This window comes from Polaribacter sp. SA4-12, assembly GCF_002163675.1.
In the GTDB taxonomy this organism is placed as follows: domain Bacteria; phylum Bacteroidota; class Bacteroidia; order Flavobacteriales; family Flavobacteriaceae; genus Polaribacter.
On record NZ_CP019334.1, the window covers coordinates 1820218 to 1841145 of the forward strand.

Genomic DNA, 20928 nt, shown 5'->3' on the forward strand with positions numbered 1-20928 from the left:
ATTTATATTCGAAAATTATAGAATAAAATAGAGAAAAAACAGAATGAATTTATTAGAAAGAGCTGAAGAATTTGAACACAGAAAATTCTCATTCAAAACAACAAGTGATAGAATTGTAGCATCTAGAGAGGTAAAAGCCTTAATACTAGAACTAAACGAAGTATATAAAGTAGAAAAAGATCTTGAAATAATGGATCAAATGAAGCGCTTAACTGCAGTTAAACAAAAAATTGAGAAGCGCTTGAAAGGAAGACCTTAAAAGCATATGAATAAAATTTTAGTTATTGGTGGAAGTAAAGGAATTGGAAATGCAATTATTAAATCTTTAATTGATGAAAACTCAATTATTAATATAAGCAGAACAAAACCTATACTTTCCCATACTAATCTTACTCACTTTACATGTGATATTCTTAATGATGACTTACCTAACCTTGAAGAAATAGATACTTTAATCTATTGCCCGGGAAGCATCAATTTAAAACCAATTTCTCGTCTTAAACTAGATGATTTCAGAGAAGACTTTGAAATAAATGTTATTGGTGCTGTAAAAGCAATTCAACATTATTTACCTTCTTTAAAAAAAGGAAATAAACCTTCAATCTTATTATTTAGTACTGTAGCTGCAAAACTAGGAATGCCTTTTCACGCCAGTATAGCCGCAGCAAAATCTGCTGTAGAAGGTTTAACAAAATCCTTAGGTGCAGAATTAGCACCATCAATTCGTGTAAATGCAATTGCGCCAACTGTTACCAATACAGATTTGGCTTCTAAATTATTGCGTAATGAACGAATGATAGAAAACATTACAGAACGTCATCCTCTAAAAAAATATTTAGATCCAAAAGAAGTCGCTGATTTAGCTACTTTTTTAATCTCTGAAAAAGCAAGTTCTATTTCAGGTCAAATTTTCGAATTAGACTGTGGAATCGTAAGTTTTAAAATATAAATAAACCATAACATAATGAGTATTTACGATGTAGAGATTAAAAGTCTCCAGAACAATCCTATTCAATTATCAGATTTTAAAGGAAAACATATCCTTTTTGTAAATGTAGCTTCTAAGTGTGGTTTTACTCCTCAATACAAAGATTTAGAAGAATTACAAAAAATGCATCAAGATAATTTGGTTGTTATCGGTGTTCCTTGTAATCAATTTGGAAAACAAGAACCGGGTAACAATGAAGAGATTCAAGAGTTTTGTGAATTAAATTATGGAGTTTCATTTTTAATTACAGAAAAAGTAGCTGTAAAAGGTGAAAATCAACATCCTTTATACACTTGGCTAACTTCAAGAAAATTAAATAACAAAAAGAGTTCTACCGTAAGATGGAACTTTCAAAAATATTTAGTTTCTCCCGAAGGAAAATTAATTGATTACTATTTTTCAATTACAAAACCTTTGAGCTCAAAAATCACAAAACACCTAAAATCATAAAATCATAAAAATTAAGTTTTTACAAACAAAATAATAAACCTATGAAACAATTAAAACTTACTTTATTATTTTTAATCATCAATTTCGGTGGGTTAGCTATTGGAAGTTGGTTAATGAATAATGGACCATTAACAGAATGGTATACAAGTTTAAACCAAGCTCCTTGGACACCACCAGGCATTGTTTTTGGAATTGCTTGGACTTTAATTATGATTTGTTTTTCAATTTATTTAGGACACCTTTTTATAAAAGATTACAGTTCTAAATTAATTATTATCCTTTTAATTCAGTTTATTCTAAACGTAAGTTGGAACTACATTTTCTTCAACCAACATTTAGTATTATTTGGGTTAGTTATACTACTATTACTTACTTCGCTCCTATTTTATTACTTCTTTAAATTAAGCAACAAAGTTGGTAATTATAAATTTTTATTAGTGCCCTATATCATTTGGCTCTGCATTGCAACCTCTTTAAATCTTTACATTCTAATTCATAATTAAGATGAAAATTTACACATTTCATAGAAAACAGCAATTACCAATTTCTGTTGAAAAAGCTTGGGAGTTTTTATCAAACCCAAAAAACTTAAAGACAATTACTCCAGAATATATGAGTTTCGATATACTTTCTGGAGCAGAAAAACCAATGTTTGCTGGTCAAATAATTCAATATATTGTTACCCCAATTCTTGGGATAAAAACAAAATGGGTAACAGAAATTACACACGTAAAAGAGAATGAATATTTTGTAGATGAGCAGCGTTTTGGTCCTTATGCATTATGGCATCACAAACATTTTATCAAAGAAATTGAAGGTGGCGTAGAAATGGAAGACATTATCGATTACAAAGTTCCGATGGGAATTTTAGGCCAAATGGTACATCCAATTTTAGTAAAACCTAAGCTTGAAGAAATTTTTGCACACAGACAAAAGAAATTAATTGAACTATTTGGCGAATTAAAATAATGACTGATAAAATTAACATTTTTTGGTTTAGAAGAGATTTACGTTTAGATGATAATTGTGGCTTATTTCACGCATTAAAATCAGGCGAAAAAGTGCTGCCTATTTTTATTTTTGATAAAGATATCTTAAGTAAACTTCCTAAAGACGATGCACGTGTTTCTTTTATTTATCAAGAAATTAAAAAAATAAACCATCAATTAAAAGAAAAAGGAAGCGCTATTGACATCTATTATGGAAAACCAATTGACATTTTTAAATCTTTATCAGAAAAATATACAATTGATACTGTATTTACGAATCATGATTACGAACCTTCTGCAATCAAAAGAGATTTAGAAATCAAAAATATTTTAGCATCAAAAAACATTCATTTTAAAACCTATAAAGATCAAGTAATATTTGAACGAAATGAAATTGTTAAAAAGGACGGAACTCCATACAAAGTATATACACCCTATTCTAAAAAATGGTTAGAAGCTTTTCATTTTAAAGGAATTCAATTTTATACGTCAGAAGATTGTCTAGAACATTTTATCAAAAAAGAAACACATCAATTTTTAACATTAGAAGATATTGGTTTCACAAAATCTTCAATAAAAGTTAAGTCTTATAAAGTTTCAACTCAAATTATTGATACTTATGAAGAAACTAGAAATTTCCCAGCAAAAGATAGTACGTCAAAATTAGGCACACATTTACGTTTCGGAACTGTAAGTGTAAGAAAAATGGTTGAAAAAGCATCTAAAAGCAATAATATTACATTCTTAAAAGAATTAATTTGGCGAGAGTTTTTTATGCAAGTTTTATGGCATTTTCAACATACAGTTAAAGATAGTTTTAAACCAAAATACGATAGAATTCTTTGGAGAAATAACGAAAATGAATTTGATGCTTGGTGTAAAGGAGAAACTGGTTATCCTTTGGTAGATGCTGGTATGAGAGAATTAAACCAAACTGGTTTTATGCACAATAGAGTTAGAATGTTGGTTGGTAGTTTTCTTTGCAAACATTTATTAATCGATTGGAGATGGGGAGAAGCTTATTTTGCAGAAAAATTACACGATTACGAACAATCTAGCAATATTGGAAACTGGCAATGGGTTGCAGGTACTGGCGTTGATGCTGCTCCATATTTTAGAATCTTTAACCCAACAACTCAAATTCAAAAATTTGACAAAGGTTTAGATTATATAAAAAAATGGGTGCCAGATTTTCAAGAACTCACATATCCTACTCCAATTGTTGAACATAAATTTGCTAGGGAACGTTGTTTAGAAACGTATAAAAAAGCTTTAAGGGATTTCTAATTTTTGTTTAATATTTTTTTTTCATAACTTTAAACACAACCAAAAACCACAAAATTATGAATACACAAGAAGTAGCAAAAAAATGGCAAGAAATGTGTCAGCAAGGAAAAAACTTAGAATGCATAGAAGAATTATACGCAGACAATGTTGTTAGTAAAGAAATGCCTGGTGTTCCTTTTGGTGAAATTGTTTCTAGTAAAAAAGAAGTTTTTGAAAAAAGCAAGCAATAGTTAGAAGACGTTGTTGAGTTTCATAAAGGTGAAATTTCAGATCCTGTCGTTGCAAATAATCATTATACAAGTAAAATGTACTTCGATGTTACATTTAAAAGCAGAGGAAGACAACAAATGGAAGAAGTTTGCGTTTTTGAAGTACAAGATGGTAAAATAACGAATGAACAATTCTTTTATACCATGTAGTAAATTATTTATTCTTGATAAAAAGGCTTCAATAATGTTGGAGCCTTTTTTTTTGAAAAAAAATTAAATTTATTTTGGTAGATACTAATAATTGTAGTTTATTTGCGCACTCAAAATAAAAGCCGATGTAGCTCAGCTGGCTAGAGCAGCTGATTTGTAATCAGCAGGTCGTGGGTTCGAGTCCCTCCATCGGCTCAAATTTTAAAAGTCTCAAAACATTTATGTTTTGAGACTTTCTTTTTTTACGCAAACTTTAAAACGAACATAAAGTTAAAGAGTTCAATTTGAGGTATCAATTTTAAAAGCCCCACATAAGACTAAAAAAAGGGTATAATATTGTAAAATCTTTATTATTTTAGTCGATTAATTATCCTAATTATAATTTTATGCTCATTATTGGAATTGCTGGAGGTACAGGAAGTGGAAAAACTACAGTAGTAAATCAAATTATTGAACAATTACCTACTGATGAAGTTTGTGTAATTTCTCAAGATTCTTACTACAACCAAACAGTTAATTTATCTTACGAAGAAAGAACAAAAATTAATTTTGACCATCCAAGGGCTATTGATTTTGAATTAATTGTTAAACATTTAAAGAAATTAAAATCAGGAAAAACAATTGAACAACCAGTATATTCTTTCGTAACACATAACAGAACAACAGATACTGTAAAAACACACCCTAGAAAAGTGGTGATTGTTGAAGGAATTTTAATTTTAAACAACGAAGCTTTAAGGGATTTGTTTGACATCAAAATATTTGTACACGCAGATACTGATGAACGATTAGTTAGAAGAATTCGAAGAGATATTACAGAAAGAGGTAGAGATATTGATGAAGTTTTAAATAGATACCAAGATACTTTAAAACCAATGCACCTTCAATTTATTGAGCCTACCAAAAATTTTGCAGATATTATCATTCCTAATAATAAACATAATACCGTTGCAATTGATGTTGTAAGAACAGTAATTAACGACCGTTTATAAATTTATGACTCTAAAAGAAATAAGGAAAAATCGTTTTATAAAGATTATAACAAATGTTTTTGTTTTAATCTTAATTCCTTTTTTAATATGGATGTTTTTTATTGATGACAATTCATACTTAGTTCATAGAAAATTAGACAATGAAATTAATGATTTAGAAAGTACAATCTCTTTCTATGAAAATAAAATAGCTGAAGATAAAGCTACTATAAAAAAACTACAAGACTCACTTCAATTAGAACGTTTCGCTAGAGAAAAGTATTTAATGAAGAAAGAGAATGAAGATATCTATTTAATAGAATTTGACACAATAAAAGAATAAATGAGTACATCTCTATTTAATGAGTTTCAAAAAACTACTCCTTCTGCTTGGAAAAATAAAATTCAGGTAGACTTAAAAGGAGCAGATTATAATGATTCGCTTCTTTGGAAAACCAACGAAGGAATTGTTGTAAAACCTTTTTACACCTCAGAAGATAGAACAAATCATAAAGTAGAAACTCCTAATAAAGGATTTAATATTTGTCAATCTATTTTTGTTGATGATGAAAAAATAGCAAATTCTTTAGCAATTGATGCTCTTAAAAGGGGAGCTACATCAATTCAATTTAAAGCAAATTCAATTTTTGATTATAAAAAATTATTACTAAATATAAAACTTGAATCTATTTTCATCTATTTTCATTTTTCATTTTTAGATGATGGTTTTCAAACGGAAGTTTCGAATTTCATCAATTCTAAAAACACCTATTTTCAGACAGACATTATTGGAAATTTAGCAGAAAGTGGTAATTGGTTTTTTAATTTAAAAGACGATTTCAATAAGCTAGATATCATTCAAAAAAAATCTAGTAACTGTATTTCAGTTTCTAGTGATTTATATCAAAATTGTGGAGCAACAATTACACAACAACTTGCTTATACATTAGCACATGCAAATGAATATTTAAATAAGTTTGGAGGAGAAGTTGCTACCAAAATTCATTTTTCTTTTTCTGTTGGAAGTAATTATTTTTTCGAAATTGCCAAATTAAGAGCTTTTAGAATTTTATGGGCAACACTTTTAGAAGAATATGATGTAGAAAGTGTTGAAGCTCATCTTTTTGTACAACCAAGTTTAAGAAATAAAACATTGTATGATTACAATGTAAATTTATTAAGAACTACATCAGAATGCATGAGTGCAATTTTAGGTGGAGCTAATACTATTTCGAATGTTTCTTATGATGCTATTTACCATAAATCTAATGAATTTGGAGAGCGTATTTCTAGAAATCAGTTATTAATCTTACAACAAGAGAGTTACTTGCAAGAAGCTCAAGGTTTTGCTGACGGCTCTTATTACATAGATTCTATAACACAACAACTAGCAGAGAATTCTTTAATCATTTTTAAGCAACTAGAAAAAAATGGCGGTTTTTTAAAACAGTTAAAAACAGGCACAATTCAGAAAAAAATAAAAGAAAACTTAAAAAAAGAGCAAAAAAATTTACTAGATAAAGAGATCATATTATTAGGCACAAATTTACAACAAAACAAGGACGATAGAATGCAGCATGATTTAGAGTTGTATCCTTTTGTAAAGCAAAGAAACATAAAAACTTTGATTCCCCCATTAACTAAAAACCGTCTTTCAGAATCGCTAGAAAAAGAACGATTAATTTCTGAGAAAGGTATAAATAATCCCTATAATGGATAAGAATAAAGAAATTCTAGATAAACAAAAAAGACAAAGTGAATTAAAAAAGGAAGTACAAAGCATCAAGAAAAACCTGCCTTCATTTATTATTGGATTCATCTTTTTTGTTGCAGTTAGTTTGTATTTTTTAGAACACAAGTTCTATGACTTTTTTGGCAATAGTGTCAACTTTATAATTGCCATCATTATTTTCTTATGTCTGTTTTCTCTATTTTTTGTTTTAAGAAGCTATCATATAATTAAGAAGAAAGAACAGGAAGCAAAAGCAATTGGTGTTCAATTATACCATTTAATGAAGTTACAAGTAGAAGCTAAAAATGAAGAGAAAAGAAGTTCAACATATAAAACTGAAAAGATCAAAACAAACAGCTAAAACTCCTTTTAAACAAGAAGGATTTGTTGCTGGTATTGCGCCAAATTTACGTGGACCATATTCTACAATGTATGTTAGAAGACCATGGACAATTAGACAATACGCAGGTTTTTCTACAGCTGAAGAAAGTAATGCTTTTTACAGAAGAAACTTAGAAGCTGGTCAAAAAGGATTATCTGTTGCTTTTGACTTAGCAACTCACAGAGGTTATGATTCTGATCATGAACGAGTACAAGGTGATGTTGGTAAAGCAGGTGTAGCTATTGATTCTGTTGAAGACATGAAGATTTTATTTAACGAAATTCCTTTAGATAAAATGTCGGTTTCAATGACTATGAACGGTGCTGTTTTGCCCATTTTAGCATTTTATATTGTTGCTGCAGAAGAACAAGGAGTTTCAATAAATCAACTTTCTGGAACCATTCAAAATGATATTTTAAAGGAGTTTATGGTTAGAAATACATATATCTACCCTCCTTCACCATCCATGAAAATTATTGCTGATATTTTTGAATATACAAGTAATAAGATGCCAAAATATAATTCAATTTCAATTTCTGGTTACCACATGCAAGAAGCAGGTGCAACTGCAGAGATAGAATTAGCATATACACTTGCTGATGGATTGGAATATATTAGAAAAGGAATTGAAGCAGGAATGGATATCGATTCTTTTGCACCAAGATTATCTTTCTTTTGGGCAATTGGCATGGATCATTTTACTGAAATCGCAAAATTAAGAGCTGCAAGAATGTTGTGGGCAAAGATTGTAAAACAATTCAACCCAAAAAACCAAAAATCTTTAGCTTTAAGAACTCATTGTCAAACTAGTGGTTGGTCTTTAACAGAACAAGATCCTTTTAACAATGTTGCAAGAACAACTGTAGAAGCTATGGCTGCTGCATTTGGCGGTACACAAAGTTTACATACAAATGCTTTAGATGAAGCTATTGCATTACCTACAGATTTTTCTGCAAGAATTGCAAGAAACACACAAATATATTTACAAAAAGAAACACATATTACCAAAACCGTAGATCCTTGGGCAGGAAGTTATCATGTAGAAAAACTGACTGAAGATATTGCAAACAAAGCTTGGGAGTTAATTTCTGAAGTGGAAGAATTAGGAGGAATGACTAAAGCCATTGAAAAAGGGATTCCTAAAATGCGTATTGAAGAAGCTGCCGCAATTAAACAAGCAAAAATTGATAGCGGAAAAGATGTAATTGTTGGTGTTAATAAATATCAATTAAAAGAAGAAGACCCTTTACATATTTTAGAAGTTGATAATGAAGCTGTTCGTAAATCTCAAATTGAAAGATTAAACCAATTAAAAGCAAATAGAAATAATACTGAAGTTCAAAAATCTTTAGTAGACCTAACAGAAGCTGCAAAATCAGGTAATGAAAACCTACTAGATTTAGCAGTAAAAGCAGCAAAAAACAGAGCAACCTTAGGTGAAATTTCTGATGCTTTAGAGTTCGTTTTTGGAAGACATAAAGCTGTTCATAAAACAATTTCTGGAGTGTATAGTAAAGAAATAAAAGACGATAAGCTTTTTAAGAAAGCTGCTGAATTGGCAGATAAATTTGCTGATTTAGAAGGAAGACGCCCAAGAATTATGATTGCAAAATTAGGACAAGATGGTCATGATAGAGGTGCAAAAGTAGTTGCAACTGGTTATGCCGATTTAGGTTTTGATGTAGATATTGGCCCATTATTTCAAACACCATTAGAAGCTACAAAACAAGCTGTAGAAAATGATGTTCATATTTTAGGAATATCTTCTTTAGCTGCTGGACATAAAACACTAGTTCCACAAGTCATTGCAGAACTGAAAAAATATGATCGTGAAGACATTATGGTAATTGTAGGAGGTGTAATTCCTGCACAAGATTATCAATTTTTATTTGATGCTGGTGCTGTTGGTGTCTTTGGACCTGGAACTAAAATTTCTAAAGCTGCCATTGATTTATTAACGATTCTAATCGATAGTGTTTCTGAATAATTTGATTTGTTTCTAAACTTAATTTCTGGCAACTTCACGAAATTCTAATATCAGTCATTAAAACGGAACCATATTAGCGTTAACGTTTTACATAATTATGAAAAACATCTACAAGAACTAAATCGTATGTTAAGAAAAATCTGGATTATAATATTTTGTATTGTATTAATTTGGTCTGCAATAAATCCTCATGATTATTTTACTTGGTTTTTAGAGGTTATACCTGCATTTATAGGTGTTTTTGTATTATGGAAAACAGAAAAATCATTCCCTCTTACAGTTTTAGTTTATAATTTAATTCTAATTCATATGATCATATTAATGATTGGCGGGCATTATACATATGCTGAAGTACCTTTGTTTAATACAATAAAAGACATATTTGAATTAGGGAGAAATAATTATGATAAAATTGGGCATTTAGCTCAAGGATTTGTACCTGCAATGATAGCTAGAGAGATTTTCATAAGAAAAAAAATTATTACTTCAAAACCTTGGGAGAATTTTTTAATCATAGCATTTTGTCTAGGATTTAGTGCTTTCTATGAATTAATTGAATGGTGGGTTGCAATTGGATCAGGTGAATCTGCAGAAGCTTTTCTTGGAACACAAGGATACATCTGGGATACTCAATCCGATATGGGACTAGCTTTGTTAGGAGCTATTATTGCTTTAATAAGTTTGAGTAAAACACATAACAAACAATTGAATAAAATTTAATTACGAAGCATAAAGTTGCTAGCGTATATATCCAATTCATCAAAATCTCAAAAAAACTCCACTCTTTTTTTAACAAACCTTAACATTAAAAAAGAACTTTTCAAGATGTAGTTTTATTTCTTTTATCCGTAAATTTGCGAGACTTTAAAAAACCACTAAAACCGAATGAAAAAAATTCTTAACATACTATATTCTACACGCTTAACAGCCGTATTATTTATCCTTTTCGCTACAGCAATGGGAATTGCAACCTTTATAGAAAACGATTTCGGAACACAAACATCGAAAGCCTTAGTTTATAATACTTGGTGGTTTGAGTTAATTATGGTATTTTTTGTAATTAATTTCTTCGGAAATATTTTTAGATATAGACTTTACAGAAAAGAGAAATGGGCTGTTTTAATGTTTCATTTAGCATTTTTATTCATTCTTATTGGAGCTGGTGTTACACGTTATATTGGTTATGAAGGTATTATGCTGATAAATGAAGGAGAAACTACAAGTCAGTTTTTATCTGAAACAACGTATTTAAATGTAGCTGTTGATGATGGAAAAAACCAAAGAACTCCTAATATTGAGCAAAGTTTATTATTATCTGCTTGGGGTGAAAATAATCTTGAATTTACATCAAATTTTAAAGCCCAAAAGATAGATTTTAAATTAGTAAACTATATTCCTTGGGCAGAAAAGAAATTAGTAGAAGATGAAAATGGTGTAGATCATCTGTTTTTTGTAGAATCTTCTGAAGGAACTCGTCATGAACATTGGATTAAGAAAGGAACGATTCAGAATATTCATGGAGTTTTAGTTGGTTTTGATGCTTCTAATAATAATGCTTCTATCAACTTTACAAAAGAAGATGGAAACTTAAAAATGATTTCTAAAGATGATGGTGATTGGTTTAGAATGGCAGATCAAAAAAGAGGAAACATTGTAAAAGATTCTGTTCAAAATTTTCAATTTTTAACACTACACAACGTTGCCGGCTTACAATTTGTGATTCCAAGACCTGCTGAAAAAGGAATTATGAAAACTGTTAGTGGACCAAAAGATAATAAAAAATTAGATGTAGTTGTATTTGATGTAACAACTAATAATGAAACAAAACAAGTAGAACTTTCTGGTGGTAAATATAATGTTGATGGTGTAAAAGAACTAACTATTGGTAATTTAAATTTTAGAATGTGGTATGGCGCTAATGTTTTAGAAACTCCATTTGCTGTAAAATTAAATGACTTTCAATTAGAAAAATATCCAGGGTCAGAAAGTGCTGCAGCTTATGCAAGTGAAGTTACTGTTATTGATCAAAACGAAACATATGATTATAGAATTTTTATGAATCATATTTTAGACCACAAAGGATATAAATTCTTTCAATCGAGCTACGATTTATCAGGTCCGGTAGAACAAACTCATCTTTCTGTAAACCATGATTTCTTAGGAACTTTTATTACGTATTTAGGATATTCTCTTTTATACATTGGTTTAATTTGTATTCTTTTTGCTAAAAACACTCGTTTTGATGATTTAAAAGATGGTTTGAGAAAAATTAGAAAGAAAAAAATGACGTTATCTATTGTAGCAGCATTATTTATTTCAAGTTTTAGTTTTGCACAGCACGATGCACATCAACCAAATAAAATTACAGAACAACAAATAGACTCTATTTTAAAAGCAAATTTAGTTGATGTTGATCATGCCGAAAGTTTCAACAAACTAGTTGTACAAGATGCTGGTGGACGAATGAAACCAGCACATACTTTTGCTTCTGAATTAGTTAGAAAAGTTAGTAAAACAGAAACTTTTAAAGACATGAAACCAAGTCAGGTTTTGTTATCTATTATAGAAAACCCAAGACTTTGGTTTGAAGTACCAGTTATTTATTTAGAAAAAGGGAATACTAAAATTAGAGAACAGCTAAGCATACCTGTGACTGCTAAATATGCTCGTTTATCTGATTTTATTACTCCTAGAGGAGCGTATAAAATAAAAGATCAAGTTGCTGAAGCACAAAAGAAAAATGTAAAAAATAAGTTCGAGAAAGATTTAATTAAAATTGATAAACGTGTAGGTTTATTATACAGTGCTATTGGTGGTGGTATTTTACGCATTTTCCCAATTCCTAATGATGATAATAACACTTGGGTTTCTCAACCAGAAAGTTCTACTGCAGGTTTTAAAGGGACAGATTCTGTTTTTGTTCGTCAATCTTTACCTGTTTATATTCAGTTTTTACAGGATGCAAAAAAGACAAATGATTATTCTAAAGCAGATCAAATTTTAGATGGAATTAAAAAGTTTCAAATGAAGTTTGGATCTGAAGTACATCCATCAGAAAAAAGAATTGATTTAGAGATTTCTTATAATAAGATTCAACCATTTCAAAAACTTGTAAAGTACTATGGTTATACAAGTTTACTTTTAATAATTTTTGTTTTATGGCAAATATTCAATCCTAAAAAATGGGTTAATAATACTGTGAAAATATTAATAATTGTTATTGTTGGTTTATTTATTGTACATACTTTAAGTTTAATTTCTCGCTGGTATATTAGTGGAAATGCACCTTGGACAAACGCATATGAATCTATTATTTTTGTTGCTTGGGCAACAATGTTATTCGGTCTACTTATCGGAAGAAAATCTGCCTTAACAATTACAGCAGCTACATTTTTAGCAGCAATTACATTATTTTTTGCAGGTCAAAACTGGTTAGATCCAGAAATTGCAAACATACAACCTGTTTTAAATTCTTGGTGGCTTTTAGTTCATACTTCTATTATTGTAGCTAGTTACGGACCACTTTCATTAGGAATGATTCTTGGTATTTTCGCTTTAATTCTTATGGTTTTTACAACCGAACAGAATAAAAAGAAAATGGATTTAAATATTAGAGAAATTACCATTATTAACGAAATGGCAATTACCGTTGGTTTAGTAATGTTAACTATTGGTAACTTTCTTGGAGGAATGTGGGCAAATGAAAGTTGGGGACGTTATTGGGGTTGGGATCCAAAAGAAACTTGGGCTTTAATCTCTATTATGATTTATGCTTTTGTTTTACACATGCGTTTAATACCAGGTTTAAGAGGTAGATTATCTTTTAATTTTGCTTCAGCATTTGCATATTTATCTATAATGATGACTTATTTTGGTGTAAACTTCTATTTAGCTGGTTTGCATTCTTATGCAAGTGGAGACCAATCTGTAACACCAAAAGAAGCTTATATTTATATTGCAACATTAATTTTATTAACAGTTGTTGCATCCTTTAAGTACAAGAAATACTTTAAAAAGTAACGATATAGTTTCGCAAGAAAATGTATTTTTGCAATTGATTTAAAAACAATCTCTCAACTGCTCTTGAGAGGACAAAAAAAGAATTATTTAATATGTTTCATAAAAATATAAAATTAGCAATTGCAGGTTTACTTACTGTTTGGGCTGTGTATCAATTTAGTCAGGTTAATATAATGAACGGAATCTCTATCTTATTATTAGCAGGGATTTTTGTTTTGTTATACTTTAAAAATGAGTTTATTTTAATGGCTTTTTTACAGTTACGTAAACAAAACTTTGAAGGAACAAAAAAATGGTTAGGTTATATTAAAAACCCTGAAGCTGCTTTAATTACAAAACAACAAGGTTATTATAACTATTTACACGGAATTATATTAAGTCAGACAAATATTACACAAGCTGAAAAGTACTTGCGTAAAGCTGTAAAATTAGGTTTAGCAATGGATCATGATTTAGCAATGGCAAAACTACAATTAGCTGGTATTTCTATGACCAAAAGACGTAAACGTGAAGCAACTCTTTTAATGGCTGAAGCTAAAAAGTTAGATAAACATGGAATGTTGAAAGATCAAATGAAAATGATGAAAGATCAAATGAAGAAGATCTAATTCTTTTCATTCTTACTGATATAAAAAAAATCCGCTTTTAAGCGGATTTTTTAGTTTTTATAATTTTTGTGTAAAACTCTTAGCAACTAACAATTTTAAGAATGTAAATAGTTTTGATTCTGTAAATCGTTTGCAAACACACTTAGCCCTGATTGAAATGGCATCCTTTTTATGGCCCATATATAAAGAAACAGTTTCTTATTTAAATGAAATTGCCATAGTTTACAAGTAAATAAACTATGGCAATGACAATAATAAAAAGATATAATGAAAAGCAGGAATAGCTTCTAAAAATAGTTATCAAAGTAAAATTGAAACTACCGTTTAAGCAACTACAACTACTTTAATCTTGTTAAACTTAAGTCTTTATTATATTGAACAATAAACAACCCTTTATTCTCTGAAGTACCAAATAACTTGTTAGAATAATCGAACTTACTTTCTACTCTAAAAGATGCTCCTTCTTTAAAAGTTGCTTTTAAATTCTCTCCAGAAGCTAAACGCATTAAAACGTCATAAGTAATATCAAAACCTTTGGTTGCATGAAAAGATGGTAACGCATTATTCTTCATATAATACTGCTTGTTGAATAATTGCGTTGAAGCAGAAGCTTCATCTACATACTCATCACTTACATAAGTCAAGTTGATTTTAGCTAACTTAGAGTTGGCTATTTTGTCAAACGCTTTTCCTTTATTAATTGCAAAAACTCGAACATGCGTATCTTCTGGCAAACTAATTAAACTGTTAATTGCATCTGCAACTAAAATAGTATTATCAGAAGTTAAAACAACCCAATTGTCTTCATTTGGTTTTAAAATTTTTAAGAAACGATCTTTGGCTATATATCCATTTTTAGGCTTTAACACATTTACAACGCTAATAGAATCGTGAGATTCTAAGGATTGCTTAATTATAGCATTAGAACTATTTGACGCTGATTTTCCATCGCCTACTAAAATTAAATTCCCTTTTATAAAATTGCCTTTTATATAAGTAGTTAATTCTTCTCTAAAAACTTTTTTCTCTGGTGAAGTTTTTATCAATTGTGATGAAGAAAATCGATGTTGTTTTTTTGAGTACAAAGGAAAAACTACAGGAGTATTTACTTTATTTGCAACAACTTCTGCTTCTTCTGAATATAAAGGACCAATAATAACATCGTTATTATCTAGGTCATTTTCTGATAAGATACTTCTAATTTTTGTACTCTTAGTTTCTGTATCAAAAACGTTTAAATCTATTTGTATTCCTTGTTTTCTTAAAGAATCAATTGCTAATTCTGCTCCTAAATAAAAATCAGTTACAATATTTGCCAATCTATTTTTTGTGAAAAGATCTTTAGATTTTATTGTATCATTTTCATTTGTTTTAAAAGGAAGTAGTAATGCAACTTTTAAAGAAATATTTTCATCAATGACATCTTCATAAATATGATTTTCAGACGCATCTCCTTCTTCTATTGGTTTTATTTTTATGACTTGCCCAACTTTTAAACCTTCCGATAAAATAGGGTTTAAAACAATCATTTCTTCTTGAGAAACATTGTAAAAACGAGTTAGACTATAAAAAGTATCTCCTTTTTTAACTTCATAAACAATAAAGTTCTTTTTAAGCTCTTCTATAAGTTCTTCCTTTTCTTCTTTTATTGCTTCTTCCTTTTTAACGTCATCTTTTATAACATCTTTTAAAGCATCACTTTTAATAGAATTATCAGCAAGTCTTATTTTTTTATTCGGAATTACAATAACTGAATTTTCTTTTGGTTTTCTACCAAAATCAGGATTCAAACGCAATAAATCTGAGGTTTTCATATCCAATTTCTTGGCTATAATTCTCATAGTTTCACCTTTCTTCACCTTATATTCAACGTATTTTTTTTGTTGACCGCATGAAACAGTAAACGTTAAAATACATAGAAAAACAAAAAATTTTACATGTTTCATATACTTTATTCCCATTCTATTGTTGCAGGTGGTTTAGAACTGATATCATAAACAACTCTATTTACACCTTTTACTTGATTTATAATTTTATTAGATGTTTTCTGCAAAAATTCGTAAGGTAAATTTACCCAATCTGCAGTCATTCCATCTGTACTTTCTACAGCTCTTAAAGCTACAACTTTTTCATACGTTCTTTCATCTCCCATTACTCCAACAGAGTTTACTGGAAGTAACATTGCACCTGCTTGCCAAACTTTATCATACAAGCCATCTTCTTTTAATCCGTTTATAAAAACAGCATCAACTTCTTGTAAAATTCTTACTTTTTCTGCAGTTATATCACCTAAAATACGAATTCCTAAACCTGGACCAGGAAAAGGATGACGTCCTAATAACTCAGGATCAATTCCCATAGAAGCCCCTACTCTTCTTACTTCGTCTTTAAAAATCATTTTTAAAGGTTCTACAATTTTTAATTTCATATAATCTGGTAAACCTCCCACATTATGATGACTTTTAATAGTTGCAGATGGACCTCCATTTACAGAAACAGACTCAATTACATCAGGATAAATAGTTCCTTGTGCTAACCAAGTTACATCTGTTATTTTGTGTGCCTCATCATCAAAAACTTCAATAAAAGAGTTACCAATTGCTTTTCTTTTTTTCTCAGGATCTGTTAATCCTTCTAATGCTTTCAAAAAACGTGCCGATGCATCTACACCTTTAACGTTTAATCCCATTCCTTCGTATCTTTTCAATACAGTTTCGAACTCATTTTTACGTAAAAGTCCGTTATTAACAAAAATACAATATAGGTTTTCTCCAATTGCTTTGTTTAATAAAACTGCTGCTACTGAAGAATCTACACCTCCAGAAAGTCCTAAAACAACTTTATCGTTTCCTACTTTTTCTCTAATTGCTGCTACAGTACTTTCTACAAAAGAATCTGGAGTCCAAGTTTGTGCTACACCTGCAATTTTAACTAAAAAGTTTTCTAATAATTGTTTTCCATCTTTAGAATGATACACTTCTGGGTGAAATTGAATAGCAAAAGTATCTTCACCTTTAATTTTATAAGCCGCATTTTCAACGTCTTTTGTGCTTGCTAATAATTCTCCATTAGTTGGCAATTCTTTAATAGTATCTGAATGACTCATCCAAACTTGACTACCTTCAGAAATATTTTCAAAGAAAGTTTCACCACTTTTTACAAATGATAAATTTGCTCTTCCATATTCTCTTGTGTTAGAAGGAGCTACTTGTCCGCCAGAAAAATGAGCTAAATATTGTGCTCCATAACAAACCGCTAAAACAGGTTTTTTTCCTCTAATTTCTGATAAATCAGGATGTAAAACATTTTCACCTCTTACAGAGTTTGGGCTACCTGATAAGATAACTGCTTTAAATTCGCTTGCGTTTGCAGGTTGATGATTATAAGGATGAATTTCACAGTAAATGTTTAATTCTCTTACTCTTCTCGCAATTAGTTGTGTGTATTGCGATCCGAAATCTAAAATAAGTACGTTGTGTTGTTGCATGCGCAAAAATACTATTTCAGATTAAATTTTAACACTGAAATTCATATTTTTTCTCACGAATTAGAATTCGTTAGTAAAATGATATAATATGTTTAATTTTTTGATGAAAATTGTTATCGATTTCTAAACTTTTAGTCATCTAAAATCATTCTGAAACAACTTACGCTAAAAAAAAACAGGTTAGACTTAATTTGTCTAACCTGTTTTGTGATAATACTATTTTACTTATGATAAATATCCTCCTAGGTTAAAACCTATAAACAATCGCGTTTAAGTTCATTCCAGCTCCAACAGATGTAAAAATTACTACATCTCCTTTATTTACTTCTTGATTTTCAATTTGTCCTTTTAAAACTAAATCTAATAAAGTTGGTACCGTTGCAACAGAACTATTTCCTAATTTATAAATACTCATAGGCATCACTCCTTCTGGAACTTTCTTTTTGAATAATCTAAAGAAACGTTTTATTATTGCTTCATCCATTTTCTCGTTTGCTTGATGAATGAAAACCTTCTTAACTTCATCTATAGAAACACCACTTTTATCTAAAGCAACTTTCATAGCTATAGGGACGTTTACCAATGCAAATTCATAAATTTTTCTTCCTAGCATTTTAATATAACGAACATCGTCTTCTTTCGTTTTATTAAAAGATTCTCCATAATGAAGATAGAATGCCTCGTCTTTTGCATACGTTTGAGTAGCATGACTTAAAACCCCTGACCCTACTTCTTCTGTTGCTTCTAAAATACAAGCTCCAGCTCCATCACTAAAAATCATAGAATCTCTATCAGATTCATCTACCACTCTAGATAAAGTTTCTGCGCCAATTACTAAACATTTAGTAGCCATACCTGCTTTTATAAATGCGTGGGCTTGGATAGTAGCTTCAACCCAACCTGGGCAACCAAAAAGAATATCATAAGCAACACAATTAGGGTTTTCAATTCCTAATTTATGTTTAACTCTTGTTGCTAAACTTGGTAATAAATCAGTTTGATTAGAACCTGCATTTACATCTCCAAAATTATGAGCTACAATAATATAACTAAGATCTTCTTTATTAATATTTGCATCTTCTATTGCTTTTTGAGCAGCAAAAAAAGCCAAATCTGAAGTATTAAATTCTGGTTTTGCATACCGTCTTTCAGCAATACCTGTAATCGCTTTAAATTTCTCTATAATTTCATCATTATCAGTACTAAAAGACGTTCCATCTTCGTTTAAGAAATCTTTATCTAAGAAATCTTTATTTTCTTTTATAATTGACGGTATAAAAGTTCCTGTTCCCGTTATTTTTGATGAAATCATAATTAAAAAAAAATTTATTTTTTTTGAGAAAATATAAGCCTCTAAAGTACAAAATCTTCAATAAATACAATAATAATTTGTTTAAAAAAATGATATTCAAACGAACATTTTTCAGGAGAGAAACTTAAAAAAGAAGTTAAGTGTTTTATTTATAAATATCTAGCTTTAGTTCCATAACAGTAGCGATAGACCTTGCTCTATTTTTCATATTGAAAGTATTTTCGCCATCAAAATGAGCATCAATAGTTTCAGATAAATACGACATCCAAATTGTAAAATGCTCTTTCTTAAATTCAACAAAAACATTTTTATCAACATGTTTTTTCATCACGTTATTAGAATATGAATTTGTATCAAAAAGAATATCATTCCAAAAGTCTGAAATGACATCTAAATGCTCTTCTAAATGATTTTGCACAACAATATCCTCGAAAAAAGGAATCATTTTTTGATCTGCCAATAACAAATCATAAAACTTAGTAATAATAAGTTTTATATCTTCTCTTGATGAAATATCTGGTTTCATTTTATATTGTAATAAAAACTTCTCGACTACGCTCGAAGTGATTTTTTAGTAAAATTAAATTTTAAAGATAAGAGCTATCAAAAGAAAAAGGCAATAAAGAAAGCAGTGATTCTGTTTTTACAACCTCACCTACTTCTCCCATAAAAATAACAGGGAATGATTCTTTCTGATTTATTTCATATTCAGATAACGTTTGTCTACAAGCACCACAAGGCCCTACAGGTTTATCTACTTTAGAAATTGATGAACTTGCTGAAATTGCTAACTTTTTAATTTTCATATCTGGATACGTAGATCCAGCTTTCCAAATAGCAACTCTTTCTGCACACATACCAGAAGGATACGCTGCACTTTCTTGATTATTTCCTAAAACAATTTCTCCATTATCTAACAATAAAGCAGCACCTACATTAAACTTAGAATATGGTGCGTATGCTTTTTTTCTTGCTTCTATTGCTTTATTCATTAACATATTATCTTCTGCAGAAAGCTCTGAAATATCGTTATAAATAATTGCTGAAGTTGAAATTTCAATTTTTCTCATAAAATCTGTTCGTCAAAAAAAGCAGCCTTGATTGACTGCTTCTAAATGTTGTTATAAATTTACTAAAAATAATTGACTTTTAATAATCATCAAAAACTTCTCCTAAATCAAATGATAAAGAGAAACGTAAAGAGTTTTCTAAAGGATTATTTACATCAGAAGAATTAATTAAGTAAGATAAATCTATATTTAATGCATTGGTTTTAAACCCACCACCTAAAGTAAAATACTGTCTATTTCCTTTGTCTTCACTTTCATGAAAATAACCTCCTCTTAAAGCAAAAGCATTATTGTATAAATACTCTGCTCCAAAAGCGTATGTAAATTCTTTAATTTCTTCACTAAATCCTCCAGGAGCGTCGCCAAAAGAGCTAAAGATTCCTTCTACCCAACCTGTGTCTTGATCAGAATCATCACCTGTATGTGGAACTAATAATTTTGTAAATTCTACTGTTGTAGAGATTGTATTGTAATCGTCTAAAATAAAATCAAACCCACCACCTATTTTTAAATTAGTTGGAATAAAATCTTCATTACCTGGGGTATAAGCAACTTTTGGTCCAATATTAGCAATATTAAAACCTAATCTATAACGTCCATTAAAGTTTCCGTAGTTTTCTTCTAAAGATTGATAATACCCCGAAACATCAACCGCAAAAGAGTTAATTGGTTGTAAAGAGTTACCAGAAGTACCGTTAAAAGCTAAGTTAGATCGAATATATTTTAACCCAACTCCCATAGAAAAAGTTTCACTTAATTTTAAAGCATAAGAACCTGTTGCTACAAATTCGTTCGGATTAATCGTTCCATTAGCGTTTCCATTACTATCTGTTAGATCAATTTGACCTAAAGAAAAATATTTAAAATCTGCTCCCCAAGCTGCATTTTCACTAAAACGATTCATATAAGAAGCACTTCCTATAAAAATATCATCTGTTAAATTACGTAACCAAGGAGAATATGTTATACCTGTTTTAACCTGTCTATTACTAAAGGTCATTTTTGCTGCATTATGAAAAAGAGAAAAAGCATCTGCAGATGTTGCAACTCCCATATCTCCCATACCACCTGCTCTTGCATCTGGCACAATTAATAAAAATGGTGTAGCTGTTGTAATTCCTCCTGTAACTTCAGTATTTGTTTGTGCTGATACTTTTACACTTACAAATGCACAAAGTAAAAAATAGATTCCTAATTTTTTCATTTGATATGATTCTGATTTTTGT

General features: G+C 29.6%; 20 protein-coding genes, 1 tRNA gene and 1 pseudogene. 16 read left to right on the plus strand and 6 right to left on the minus strand.

The genetic code is table 11. The annotated features are described in order from the left end of the window. Positions 1-43: 43 nt before the first annotated feature. The 16 genes and pseudogenes from BTO07_RS07880 (at position 44) to BTO07_RS07955 (ending at position 13833) form a co-directional block, all read left to right on the plus strand. Complete coding sequence (locus BTO07_RS07880; RefSeq protein WP_087520715.1) at positions 44-259, plus strand: hypothetical protein; 216 nt, start codon at positions 44-46, stop codon at positions 257-259. 6 nt (positions 260-265) lie between these two features. Next, positions 266-949, plus strand: coding sequence for an SDR family NAD(P)-dependent oxidoreductase (locus BTO07_RS07885; RefSeq protein WP_087520716.1), 684 nt, complete (start codon positions 266-268; stop codon positions 947-949). A gap of 15 nt (positions 950-964) precedes the next feature. Continuing rightward, positions 965-1438 carry a glutathione peroxidase gene (locus BTO07_RS07890; RefSeq protein WP_087520717.1) on the plus strand — a complete coding sequence of 158 codons (474 nt, stop codon included), beginning with the start codon at positions 965-967 and terminating at the stop codon, positions 1436-1438. A gap of 41 nt (positions 1439-1479) precedes the next feature. Next, complete coding sequence (locus BTO07_RS07895) at positions 1480-1941, plus strand: TspO/MBR family protein (RefSeq protein WP_087520718.1); 462 nt, start codon at positions 1480-1482, stop codon at positions 1939-1941. Position 1942: 1 nt separating this feature from the next. Then, a complete protein-coding gene (locus BTO07_RS07900) occupies positions 1943-2407 on the plus strand; it encodes an SRPBCC family protein (protein WP_087520719.1) in 465 nt (154 codons plus the stop codon). Beyond that, on the plus strand, positions 2407-3714 hold the full coding sequence (locus tag BTO07_RS07905) for a cryptochrome/photolyase family protein (RefSeq protein WP_087520720.1): 1308 nt from the start codon (positions 2407-2409) through the stop codon (positions 3712-3714). Before BTO07_RS07900 ends, BTO07_RS07905 begins: the two co-directional genes overlap by 1 nt. Before the next feature lie 56 nt (positions 3715-3770). Further along, a pseudogene (locus BTO07_RS17665) lies at positions 3771-4133 on the plus strand (SnoaL-like domain-containing protein). A 121-nt stretch (positions 4134-4254) separates the two neighbouring features. Then, positions 4255-4328 (plus strand) — tRNA-Thr (locus tag BTO07_RS07915). Between the two features lie 191 nt (positions 4329-4519). Continuing rightward, positions 4520-5125 carry a uridine kinase gene (udk, locus tag BTO07_RS07920; protein WP_087520721.1) on the plus strand — a complete coding sequence of 202 codons (606 nt, stop codon included), beginning with the start codon at positions 4520-4522 and terminating at the stop codon, positions 5123-5125. A gap of 4 nt (positions 5126-5129) precedes the next feature. After that, the gene (locus BTO07_RS07925; RefSeq protein ID WP_087520722.1) at positions 5130-5447 is read left to right on the plus strand and encodes an FtsB family cell division protein; all 318 of its coding nucleotides are present in this window, start codon (positions 5130-5132) and stop codon (positions 5445-5447) included. Then, positions 5448-6824, plus strand: coding sequence for a methylmalonyl-CoA mutase subunit beta (locus tag BTO07_RS07930; RefSeq protein ID WP_087520723.1), 1377 nt, complete (start codon positions 5448-5450; stop codon positions 6822-6824). Continuing rightward, complete coding sequence (locus BTO07_RS07935) at positions 6817-7197, plus strand: hypothetical protein (protein WP_087520724.1); 381 nt, start codon at positions 6817-6819, stop codon at positions 7195-7197. The genes BTO07_RS07930 and BTO07_RS07935 overlap by 8 nt, the downstream gene beginning before the upstream one ends. Continuing rightward, positions 7142-9205, plus strand: coding sequence for a methylmalonyl-CoA mutase (scpA, locus tag BTO07_RS07940; protein WP_087520725.1), 2064 nt, complete (start codon positions 7142-7144; stop codon positions 9203-9205). Before BTO07_RS07935 ends, scpA begins: the two co-directional genes overlap by 56 nt. Positions 9206-9331: 126 nt before the next feature. Next, positions 9332-9925: a DUF2238 domain-containing protein gene (locus BTO07_RS07945; protein WP_087520726.1), complete on the plus strand. Its 594-nt coding sequence runs from the start codon at positions 9332-9334 to the stop codon at positions 9923-9925. Positions 9926-10090: 165 nt separating this feature from the next. After that, positions 10091-13225, plus strand: coding sequence for a cytochrome c biogenesis protein CcsA (gene ccsA, locus BTO07_RS07950; protein ID WP_087520727.1), 3135 nt, complete (start codon positions 10091-10093; stop codon positions 13223-13225). A 92-nt stretch (positions 13226-13317) separates the two neighbouring features. After that, a complete protein-coding gene (locus BTO07_RS07955; RefSeq protein ID WP_087520728.1) occupies positions 13318-13833 on the plus strand; it encodes a hypothetical protein in 516 nt (171 codons plus the stop codon). A gap of 338 nt (positions 13834-14171) precedes the next feature. Here the strand turns inward: BTO07_RS07955 and BTO07_RS07960 are convergent, their stop codons facing one another. From BTO07_RS07960 to porV, 6 genes are all read right to left on the minus strand, one after another. Beyond that, complete coding sequence (locus BTO07_RS07960) at positions 14172-15674, minus strand: LysM peptidoglycan-binding domain-containing protein (protein WP_232457107.1); 1503 nt, start codon at positions 15672-15674, stop codon at positions 14172-14174. A 110-nt stretch (positions 15675-15784) separates the two neighbouring features. After that, on the minus strand, positions 15785-17320 hold the full coding sequence (gene guaA, locus BTO07_RS07965; protein ID WP_087520730.1) for a glutamine-hydrolyzing GMP synthase: 1536 nt from the start codon (positions 17318-17320) through the stop codon (positions 15785-15787). A 247-nt stretch (positions 17321-17567) separates the two neighbouring features. Continuing rightward, positions 17568-18632, minus strand: coding sequence for a 3-oxoacyl-ACP synthase III family protein (locus BTO07_RS07970; protein WP_087520731.1), 1065 nt, complete (start codon positions 18630-18632; stop codon positions 17568-17570). A gap of 145 nt (positions 18633-18777) precedes the next feature. Next, positions 18778-19158 carry a group III truncated hemoglobin gene (locus BTO07_RS07975; protein WP_087520732.1) on the minus strand — a complete coding sequence of 127 codons (381 nt, stop codon included), beginning with the start codon at positions 19156-19158 and terminating at the stop codon, positions 18778-18780. Positions 19159-19219: 61 nt separating this feature from the next. Next, on the minus strand, positions 19220-19702 hold the full coding sequence (gene cdd, locus BTO07_RS07980; RefSeq protein ID WP_087520733.1) for a cytidine deaminase: 483 nt from the start codon (positions 19700-19702) through the stop codon (positions 19220-19222). Between the two features lie 79 nt (positions 19703-19781). After that, a complete protein-coding gene (gene porV, locus BTO07_RS07985) occupies positions 19782-20906 on the minus strand; it encodes a type IX secretion system outer membrane channel protein PorV (protein ID WP_087520734.1) in 1125 nt (374 codons plus the stop codon). Positions 20907-20928: the final 22 nt, after the last annotated feature.